Origin of the sequence: Ligilactobacillus acidipiscis DSM 15836, assembly GCF_001435755.1 — a bacterium.
Classification (GTDB): domain Bacteria; phylum Bacillota; class Bacilli; order Lactobacillales; family Lactobacillaceae; genus Ligilactobacillus; species Ligilactobacillus acidipiscis.
The window spans coordinates 1-10164 of sequence record NZ_AZFI01000069.1; the positions used below are offsets into that span (position 1 = coordinate 1).

At 43.6% G+C, this 10164-nt stretch carries 9 protein-coding genes and 1 riboswitch; of the genes, 7 read left to right on the top strand and 2 right to left on the bottom strand.

The window, feature by feature from the left end; translation table 11 throughout:
- From FC65_RS06020 to FC65_RS06030, 3 genes are all read left to right on the top strand, one after another.
- A partial coding sequence (locus FC65_RS06020; protein ID WP_275453096.1) for an NIL domain-containing protein occupies positions 1-560 on the top strand: 560 nt, incomplete at its 5' end.
- Entirely contained in the window at positions 550-1224 is a 675-nt protein-coding gene (locus tag FC65_RS06025; RefSeq protein ID WP_056971933.1) for a methionine ABC transporter permease, read from the top strand. The genes FC65_RS06020 and FC65_RS06025, both read left to right, overlap by 11 nt.
- A gap of 54 nt (positions 1225-1278) precedes the next feature.
- Positions 1279-2136 carry a MetQ/NlpA family ABC transporter substrate-binding protein gene (locus tag FC65_RS06030; protein ID WP_056971934.1) on the top strand — a complete coding sequence of 286 codons (858 nt, stop codon included), beginning with the start codon at positions 1279-1281 and terminating at the stop codon, positions 2134-2136.
- Between the two features lie 456 nt (positions 2137-2592).
- Here the strand turns inward: FC65_RS06030 and FC65_RS06035 are convergent, their stop codons facing one another.
- Positions 2593-5016, bottom strand: a complete 2424-nt coding sequence (locus FC65_RS06035) for a Xaa-Pro dipeptidyl-peptidase (RefSeq protein WP_056971935.1) — start codon at positions 5014-5016, stop codon at positions 2593-2595.
- A gap of 734 nt (positions 5017-5750) precedes the next feature.
- Positions 5751-5877: riboswitch (FMN riboswitch) on the top strand.
- Between the two features lie 116 nt (positions 5878-5993).
- Here FC65_RS06035 and FC65_RS06040 point away from each other — a divergent pair.
- Positions 5994-6587 (top strand): ECF transporter S component, encoded by a 594-nt coding sequence (locus FC65_RS06040; protein ID WP_010498296.1) that lies wholly within the window; start codon positions 5994-5996, stop codon positions 6585-6587.
- Positions 6588-6706: 119 nt separating this feature from the next.
- The gene (locus FC65_RS06045) at positions 6707-7090 is read left to right on the top strand and encodes a VOC family protein (protein ID WP_010498298.1); all 384 of its coding nucleotides are present in this window, start codon (positions 6707-6709) and stop codon (positions 7088-7090) included.
- Positions 7091-7158: 68 nt separating this feature from the next.
- Here FC65_RS06045 and FC65_RS06050 read toward each other — a convergent pair whose 3' ends face one another.
- The gene (locus tag FC65_RS06050) at positions 7159-8556 is read right to left on the bottom strand and encodes an APC family permease (protein ID WP_056971936.1); all 1398 of its coding nucleotides are present in this window, start codon (positions 8554-8556) and stop codon (positions 7159-7161) included.
- Between the two features lie 243 nt (positions 8557-8799).
- Between FC65_RS06050 and FC65_RS06055 the strand changes: the two genes are divergently transcribed.
- Positions 8800-9417: a guanylate kinase gene (locus FC65_RS06055; RefSeq protein ID WP_331199989.1), complete on the top strand. Its 618-nt coding sequence runs from the start codon at positions 8800-8802 to the stop codon at positions 9415-9417.
- A gap of 131 nt (positions 9418-9548) precedes the next feature.
- Complete coding sequence (locus FC65_RS06060; RefSeq protein ID WP_056971938.1) at positions 9549-9977, top strand: Fur family transcriptional regulator; 429 nt, start codon at positions 9549-9551, stop codon at positions 9975-9977.
- Positions 9978-10164 lie beyond the last annotated feature (187 nt).

A 10164-nucleotide genomic window follows, 5' to 3' on the forward strand; every position in this document is an offset into this window, starting at 1 on the left:
CAACTAGTGCGCTGGATCCGCAAACGACGGATTCGATCCTGCAGCTTTTACAAAAACTAAATGAAAAATTCGGGTTGACTGTGGTTTTGATCACCCATGAGATGGAAGTCATTAAGTCGATCTGCCAAGAAATGGCTGTCATGGAAGATGGGCGGATCATCGAACGTGGCCCAGTAGGACAAGTTTTTGCTCAGCCAAAGCAGTCTTTGACCCAAACTTTTATCGAGTCTGCCGCCAACGTCACGCAGATGCGCCAGCAGGTCGTTGATGATGATTTGTTGGCGAACTTGACTGCAGGTGAACGTCTTTTGTATTTGCAATTTTCAAGTCAAGTAACTGATGAATCTGTGATCTCGGAATTGACTGCTAAATTTGGGATCAAGGCCAATATTTTATTTGCTAACGTCCAAAAAGTCGCTCAACTTTCTCTGGGCTACATGCTGGTGATCCTGTCAGAAAAAGATGGAAAAGTTGAACCAGGGATCACTTATTTGAAGAATGTTGGCGTGACAGTCACAGACTTAGCCGTACAAGAAAGGAGTCCTGAAAATGCTAGCTGAATGGTTTCCAAATGTAGTCAAAATTTGGCCGCAGTTCGTGCAGGCGACTTGGGAGACGATTTATATGACCTTTTGGTCGGCCGTGGTCGCCGCAGTATTAGGGATTGGGACGGGAATTTTTTTAGTCATGACTCAGCCAGGAGGGATCGATGCTGATCCGCCATTTTACAGCTTCTTAGACAAGGTCGTCAATTTATTACGGTCAGTGCCATTTATTATTTTGCTGGCCGTGATCGCTCCAATCACTAAATACATAGTGGGGACGACTGTTGGGACAGCCGCGGCTTTAGTTCCGCTGATCGTAGGGATCTTTCCCTTTTATGCACGGCAGATCCAAAACGCATTGCTCAGTATTGAGCCATCGGTGATCAAAGCCGCGCAAGCGATGGGGTCTAGTCCGACAGAAATTATTTTCCGGATCTATTTGCGTGAATGTTTGCCTGACATTATCCGAGCATCAGTCGTGACGATCATTAGTTTATTAGGGCTAACCACGATGGCCGGTGCAATAGGATCTGGCGGTTTGGGCGATATTGCGATCAGTATCGGCTACGCACGTTTTGAAAACGACGTGACTTTTGCGGCTTTGCTGGTAATTTTGGTGCTGGTGTTTGCCACGCAAATTATTGGTGATCAGCTTGCTAAAAAACTGGCGCGTCTTTAGTTTCAAGAGTTTGACAAACGTTTGAAAAAATCATTCAAGAAAGGTGGGGTAAGCGTGAAAATTAAAAACTGGCTGGTCTTATGCGCCAGCTTGGTAGTGGGTGTTTTGGCAGCGGTCGGTTTGCATACCTACAATACTTATAGTGCTCAAAGTGCACCAGACCAAATCACTGTTGGGTCGCAGGGCAGTGACTATGACGTTTGGCAGCACATCGCAGCAAGCCCGCAAGCAAAAAAATTGAACTTAAAAATCACGGTCAAGCAGATCTCCGACGGTGTGCAGTTAAATAACGCGACTTCCGAAAATAACGTGAATGTCAATGCGTTCCAGTCATATTCATATATGCAGGCTTATAATAAGGAAAATCCGCAACATAAATTAGCTGTTATCGGGACAACCTACTTGGAGCCGCTCGGAATCTACTCTGATAAGTACGACTCTTTAAAGCAAATTCCGACTGGAGCGACGATCGCACTTGCAAATAACCCTGCCAACACGGCGCGAGACTTATTGTTGCTGCAAGATGCCGGCTTGATCAAGTTAAAGAAGAACTTTGGTTTATTAGGCAATACCAATGATATCGTTGAAAATCCGCGGGGTCTGAAGTTTAAAGAAATCGACGACACGACTGGACCGCGCGTGCTGAATAGTGTTGACGCAGTCTTGATTTCAAACACGGTTGCGTTGGAGGGCAAATTGAATGTTCTGCACGATTCGCTATATCATGAAAAAATCAATCAAAGTACTCGGCAAAATATCAATATTTTGGCTACTGCCGCTGGCAACCAGAAGAAAAAAGTATACCAGAAGCTGCTTAAGCTGTATCACGAGCCGGTTATCCAAAAATATGTTAAAAACCAATATCATGGGACTAAAATTGAGGTCAAAAAGCCAATTTCTTATTTGAAGTAATGGGAAAAGCGGAGTCAGCATGGTGCTTAAATGAAGTTTACTAAAAATGCGGGACTGACTTTGGTAAAGTATGTGTTACAAGTGAGAATGTGACGCAAAGTCCGACGAAGTAAGTGTTACAAGCGAGAATGTAACGCAAACTTTGACGAAGTAAGCGTCACAAGTTGGAATGTGATGCAAACTCAGGCAAAGTAAGTGTTACAAGTTGGAATGTGATGCAAACTTTGGCGAAGTAAGTGTTACAAGTTGGGATGTAACGCAAACTCAGGCGAAGTAAGTGTTACAAGCGAGAATGTGATGCAAACTATGACAAAGTAATTGTCGCAAGTTGGAATGTAACGCAAACTCAGGTCAAGTAAGCAGCACAATTCAAAAAAAATTCTCCGCCTAGCGTAGTGACCCATCAAAAAAAAGTTCCGCTGCACAAATTTGTCGTGCAGCGGAACGTTTTTTTAATTAATATTTGCTAGTTTTAAGAGTCAATTGGCATTCGGACAAGTCTAGGGTGTAGTTGATTTTTTCGTTGCCGCGCACTGTCATTTCCATGTCAGTGGAGTAGACTACAAGTCCTAATTGATGGCCCTGCGGCAAGTGATAGAAAGTCGGCTGTAAGTCGAATTCGATGTCGTAAAATTCGTCAGCCTGTAAGTCGTCTGTTTTGTAATTTGCCGTCCTGTTTTGCAAGTTGATGTGACCTTTAGAAACCATTTTAAATGGTGTTTTCTTGGTCAGCTGGAACTCATTTAAGTCATCTTCGCGCCAGTGATAGCCTTCACTGATGCTCTTGCGTGCTAAGACTGTTGGAGAGACTCCCAAACGTTTGGCGGTGCCATAGTCGACTAACATTACCGACAGCATGCCGTGATCTTGGTTGCTGGCAACCTTTAACTTCAGATGAGCCGCCCCGCGCAATAATTCGTCGTTGGCTAATGGCTGAGTTTTGAATAGCAAACGTTTGTCGCTCAAGTCACTGGCGTGGTCGGCCAAAATAGTGTTTCTCCAGTTTTCGAAGTTCTGACGGTACTTGGCAAATTGTTCATCTGACAAATGATCAGAAAATGAGACCGTGGCAGTTTTGGCAGGTTGGTTTTCAGTTAGTTTTTCTTGGTCAAAGTATAAGTTTTGCTGTTTAACCTCTGTTTTGTCCCAATCAGGATAAGCCGTCCATGTTTCGGGCTGGACATTATCTTGTACTAATACGGCTGGTAAGATCTGGTCGGCGTTATTGGCGACATCATATAACTTATTTGTCAGCCATAAGTTGATCATCTCACTATAATCTAGCGAACGAAAGGCATTGATATAGATGTGTTGGCCTTGATGCAAGATCAATTTTTTTGTAACAGGCAGTTTGGCTAAAGCACGGTAAAAATTGTAGACGTTGCGCGGCTTAACGTTCCAGTCGTTGACACCGTGCACCATGAGTACATCGCACTTGACATTTGCGACGTCTTTTAAATAATTACGCGCGTCCCAAAATGTGTTGTAGTCGCCAGTAGTGCGATCTTGCCCGCGGGTGATCTGTGCTAGTTGCTGACCAAAGAAAGGCTTGACCTTCAGATGATCGGCGCCGTCTAGTTGGCGGCTGAAACATTCTTCGGCCAAGACGTCGGCATCTTCGCCGGGAAAGCCGCCAGGCGCGATGACTAATCCATTATCGCGATAATAATCGTACCAGCTGGAAATAGCTGCTTCTGAAATAATTGTTTTTAATCCGGTAACGCCAGTCGTGGCCGCCGCCGTGGCTAGTGTTCCTAAGTATGAGCGGCCGGTCATAGCGACAGAACCGTTACACCACCAGGCTTTGATCTCAATGTTGTCGGTCTTATTTGTGAAGGCACGTCGATTGCCGGCTAGCCATTCGATAATAGCGATCGTCGAGGCAGTTTCTGCTGGACTGCCGCAGTTACGGACACCTTGTGAACCACGAGTGCCGATCCCAGCCGCGTAGACGATGGCAAATCCACGAGCAGCCAGATAATCGTTTAAAGTGTAGGAGAATTCTCGTCCAAATGTTTCCTCGGCTTGTTGGGTAGTGCCCTTTACTGGGCGTTCGGGCGGTAATTCTTCTGTGTCTTGCTGGTATTTAATGTCTTCATATTGGAGTTCATTTGGTTCTTTGCGTGTCAAAGGCTGGTCAACATTGTGCATCATTTTATCCCCAGCTTCGTCGTTGGTCCCCTGGTTATAAGGACTGGCTGTATAAACTGCTGGGACCTTTAACCCATTATTAGCGTCAGACGGTCGTAAGATCTCGGCTTTCAGTAGGTCACGTTTGCCATCATGATCAGTATCCAAGCTGGATTCGATGTAAACGACCTCTCTGATCAAATCATCAGTTGCAAAGACCGGTTGTGACTTGCCATTAAAAAGCAGCGGCTTTTGAGCGATGGGGAGGTCATATAATGGTAGAAAGTATCCTTGAGCAGCTAAAGCATCAAGTAAAATTTGGCCATTTTTGCCGCGAGTATTGAGCAGATCGTACCAAGCTCCGACTAGTTCTTCGATGTTGTTGAGTTTTTCATGATAAAGCAGGTTAAAATCCTTCATGGTTTGTAAGGGCTGGTCTACTTTGAAATCATCACCACAAGTAAAGCCGAGCAGCTGCAGTCCGACTGTGTAAAATGGAGCTGCATCGACTGTCTTTTGGTCTATGTATTCCAAGACGTTTTGTGTCGGCGTCGCTAATAGGTTGCTGACCATCTCTTTCAAAGTGCTCTGACTTTGAGCTTGAGGGAAAGATTTATAAATAAACGACAGCCACAAGTCATTCAAGCTGGTTTGCGGCGTGACTAATTGGTCTAAAAAGCCGATGCCTTGGAGTTCGGAAACTTGGGTGCGGTAGGGCACTATCATGCGTGAGTACTGATTAAATTTCATACATTTCCCTTCTTTTCTAGATAATTATTGTTACCAGCAATTATAACTCAAGTCAGCGCTTTTAGCAGGACTATGTGCTAGGAAGACTATTATTGTTTGGCAAATGAGACAGCAGACAGGACTAGTTCATAGGTAGACAAATATTTTTATTTTGGTTGCGTGAACCGGCAAGTTCCGCCTGATCAACTTAGGCAACACAAACGGAAAAACATTTACCATGATGCCTAAGTCCATTAGTGGTCAGCTTTCGTCCGGTTATCTAGTCGGGCTCCGAAACTCAGACAATTCCGCTTTGTGATCTTAGTCGGGCTACGTGAACCAAAAGTCTGCGCCTATCCAACTTTAACAACAAGTCGCAAAAAGCACGACTTATCGTTAAAGTCCGATAGTGCTCAACTTTCTCCCGGTTCACTTCGCACTGTGTTTTAGTCGGGCTACGGCAAGCAAGAAGTTCCGTATATCCAACTTAAACAGCACAGTGCAAAAAGCGCACTCTACTGTTTAAGTCCGATATACTCGCTTCTTCCCGCTTGCCTTCGCTCTGTGATTTTAGTCGGGCTGCGCATGGCAGAAGCTTGCGCCTAACTAACTTTTACGCCACAATGCAAAAAGCGCATTATAGCGTGAAAGTCTGTTAGTGCTCGGCTTCTGGACGCCATGCTCCGCCCTGTGTTTAATTAAACGCTTGCACTTGTTCTTGGGTAATGCTAGAATAAGTTTAACAAATAAATATGGTTTGTCTTCAGGGCAGGGTGTAATTCCCGACCGGCGGTAATAGTCCGCGACCCTTATCTTTTTGATGAGGCTGACTTGGTGTGATCCCAAGACCGACAGTTAAAGTCTGGATGGAAGAAGATAGAGTGATTTGGAAAATACAAACTCGCTCTGTTACCCTGGAAAAAGGTAGCAGGGCTTTTTTATGTTGACAAATTGCCGTTGAAGATAAACCTCTAATTAATTTTAGGAGGGGTTTCATCATGAAGCATAGTTCAATGAAAAAGTGGGTCATCGCAGCAGGTTTGGCAGGAATTTCTTATATCCTAAGGTTTATTGCATTTCCGGTCATTCCGCTGGTACCTTACTTGAAGATTGAGTTTGCTGATGTGCCGATCCTCTTGGGCTTCTTTGCTCTAGGGGTTGGCGGAGGAATTGGGATCGACCTGATCCGCTCATTATTGTTTTTCATCGTCTCGGGGGTTTCTTTACCTAACTTGATCGATGTCTCAACGGAATTTGTTTCAACTTTGGCAATTTGCTTGCCAGTGTACTTGATTTTGAAGGGTAAAGACGATCCGCGTGTTAAAGATTACTTATTAGCGGGTCTGGCTGGAACGTTAACTTTGACCGTTGTTCTGGCGATTGCCAATGTGGCGGTCATTATGCCGGCTTACGTTGCTTCGTTAGGAATGAAGTTGTCGTTGCCGATCAGCAAAATGGTCTTGTATGGTGTCATACCATTTAACCTGATCAAGGGTACAGCAGTCATCGGCGTCTTTGCAGTAGCATATGCTAAGATGCACGGCTGGTTGGCCAGCAAAGCAGCAACATTAAAAGCAGCACATTTATCATAAAATTAGGGCTTCCTGTCACACGCGGCAGGAAGTTTTTTTGTATCTTAAATAAAACCGTTTACGCAAGCACCAATAAATTTGATATGCTATGACTAAGACATTTACCAAGGAGTAAGCAAATGAAAATTGAACACGTTGGTCTATTTGTAGTTGATCTGGAACGGACCGTTGAATTTTATGAGCAGTTTTTTCAAGCACAGCGTTCTGATAAGTACTACAATCCACGCACGACCTTTTCTTCATATTTCCTGACTTTTCCCAGTGGGGCCCGATTGGAAGTAGGGACTAGGGACGATCTTAATAAGACCCGCCAAGAAGGTTATCCATTAGGGTATATGCACCTGGCCTTTTCTTTAGGCTCCAAGAGTGCGGTCGATGATTTGACTGAGCAGATCACGGCTGCCGGCTGCCAGCATTTGAGTGGCCCGCGGACTACGGGTGATGGTTATTATGAAAGTGTAGTGTGCGATCCGGAAGGCAACCAAATCGAATTGACCGTCTAAAAAAAGATGTCGCTGTTCTCTGTTTCAGAGATAACGACATCTTTTTTGTTTGTCAAACGTTTGATAAATTAGTCATCTTGCGCGAGTTTGCTATGTTTGAGACCATAACTGAAGTAGATGATGATCCCAATGATGAGCCACACAAGAAACATCAGCCATGTTTCACTAGAAAGCTGTGTCAGCATTACGATACATAAAATCACGGAAATGATCGGTAAAATGGGATAGAAGGGAACCTTGAATCCATTTGTATTCGGAATATCCTTGCGTTTGCGCAACGGGATGATGCCGGCAGAAACAAAAGTAAAGGCCATCAAAGTTCCGATATTGACTAAGTTAGTCAGTTGGTCAAGCGACAACATACTGCCAGTCAGGCTGATAATGATCGTGACTGCCAGCATACTGTGAGTCGGCATGTGAGTTTTCTCGCTGATCTGTCCCAAGAACTTAGGAAACAGACCATCACGACCGATCGAATAGATCAGACGTGAAGAGCTGTAGATCATTGAGATCATCATCGTAAACATTCCTAACATGGCACCAACCGAGATCACACCGGCGCCCCAGTTTTGGTGGACCAGCTGCAAGGCAAAAGCAACTGGATTACCCACATCTAATTTAGTGTATTTGACCATTCCTGTTAGAACGACCGAAACTAAGATATATAGTAGCGTGCAGATCACCAAAGTCCCAATGATCCCACGGGGCATGTTCTTTTCAGGGTGTTTGACTTCGGCAGCAGCGGCTGACACGCAGTCAAATCCTAAGTACGCAAAAAAGACCAGTGAGGCGCCAGAAAAGACACCTTTAGCGCCAAAAGGAGCAAAAGGGCTCCAGTTGGCTGGTTTGATATAAAAAGCACCGACAATGAGGAACAAGATAATAATAGCAATCTTGATCACAACCATTAAATTATTGACTTTCATGGAAGTTGAGACTCCCTGTGAGAGCAACAAGAAAATTAACCAAACGATAGCAAAAGCTACGATATTAAAATATGTGCCATGCGCAGGATCGAATGGACCGTCCAGAGCCTGTGGAATATGTAATCCAAAACCTGCAATAAATGAATTAAAATATGAAGCAAATCCTGTAGAAACTGCGGCAACGGCCAGCATGTATTCTAGGATCAAAGACCAGCCTAAAAACCACCCGATCCCCTCACCGAAAATAACATTACCAAAAGAATAAGCACTCCCGGCAATTGGCAGGGCTGATGAAAACTCAGCGTAGCACATGGCAGCGGTCGAACAGACCACGGCTGCGATAACAAATGATAAAACGATGGCAGGACCGCTATGGACAGCTGCTACAGTCCCAGGCAAAATGAAGATCCCAGTACCGATCACTGCTCCTACGCCCATAGCGATCAGGTCGGATGAACCAAGAGGTTTTTCAAACCTTTGATCTTGATCCAGGTAACGTGAGAGGTTCTCTTTGCGGGTCACGCGTTCTTTTAAACTCATAACTATGCCTCCAAACAAAATTTAACAACCTGTCACGTAAATGAGATTTTCATTAATTTGTGTAGTTGCAAATTTGAAACTTGATATACATATGGTTATATCATAAAGTTTTGTAATATTAAAGAAAAATTAGAAAAATATTTTTGCGTTTAAATAATTTGAATTTAAAAAATGTCTAAATGACATCAGATGTCAGAAGTCTGCGTGACCAGCGATTTTTTTGATACACAGAAAATTGAGAGAATGATAGAATGTAGAAAAGCACAGGGGGAATTTGATATGAAACATGTGGTAGTGATCACCGGAGCACCTGGGACCGGCAAAACGACGGTGCGCAATTATTTGACAGAAAAATATGGCATGGAAAAGGTCTTGACCCATACGACCCGCATGAAACGTGTGGGTGAACAAGACGGCGTGGATTATTATTTTGAAACAGATGAAACATTTTTTCGCAATCATTTTCTAGAACACGTTGATTATGATGACAAAAAATATGGTTCTTCGCTTGAAGGTCTGCAACGTGCCTGGGAAGATAATGATTGGGCTGTGATCGTTTTAGATACAAAAGGAGCAATTTCGTATTTACGAAAGATGCCGGCAGAAACATTGGTGCTCTATTTAGAAACCTCTGACCAAAAAAAGCAAGCGCAACGCTTGGCGGAGCGTGGTGACAGAGTGGAGCTGATCAAAAAGCGTTTAGCAAGCCAAGAGGCTAAACGTGATCTCGAATTACCCCAAGAATTACACGCACATGCCCAGCTTTTATTAAATGATGACTGGGAACAAACTAAGCATTATTTGGATGCATGGCTGGTCAAGGTTGGTTGGAAGGTTGCTGCTTCCGACTTTCAGGATTAAAAATTGCTTGTTGCTGAAGAGCATTTACTGTGCTTTTTTGACTAAATGTAAAATCTGTCAGTTAACGTGGACAAATATTCGTGATACTATACCATAGTAGTAATGATTACTTTTTAAAGGACGTGAATGATTTGATTGCTGATGCAGTGCGGATCTTGAAAAAGAACAATTATAAATTAACCAAGCAGCGGCGCAGTCTGCTGGAGTACTTGAGTGATAATCAGCACGAATATTTGGAAGTCACACAAGTCGATAAACACATGCGCGAAATTTATCCAACAATGAGTTATAACACGGTTTACCGTAATCTCCGTGAATTCGAGCAAATTGGTATCATTGAGACTAAAAGTCAGGCTGGTGGTACGATCGTTAAGTATCAGTGCGATTTCAGCAATATGCACCACCACCATTTTATTTGCCGCAATTGTGGCGCGGTGTTTGAATTAGAAGAATGCCCGCTGGATTATTTTCAAGAACAGCTTCCCGGCTGTAAAATTGAAGGACATCGTTTCGAAATCTATGGGATCTGCGATAAATGTGTGGCTCAAGGTGTTTCCTAAGAGATGCAGTCAACTTTTTTATAAAATTGGTAAACACTTTTAAAATTGTCTAAGGAAACAGCTGTTTGTGTTTTTTATTGAAAAAATTATTCTATAATAAGAAAATAGGGTGGAACAGGTTGGGCGAAATTAAGCCGCTTGTTTCCACTGTTTTAATAGTCGGGCTACGGCAAGCAAGAAGTTCCGT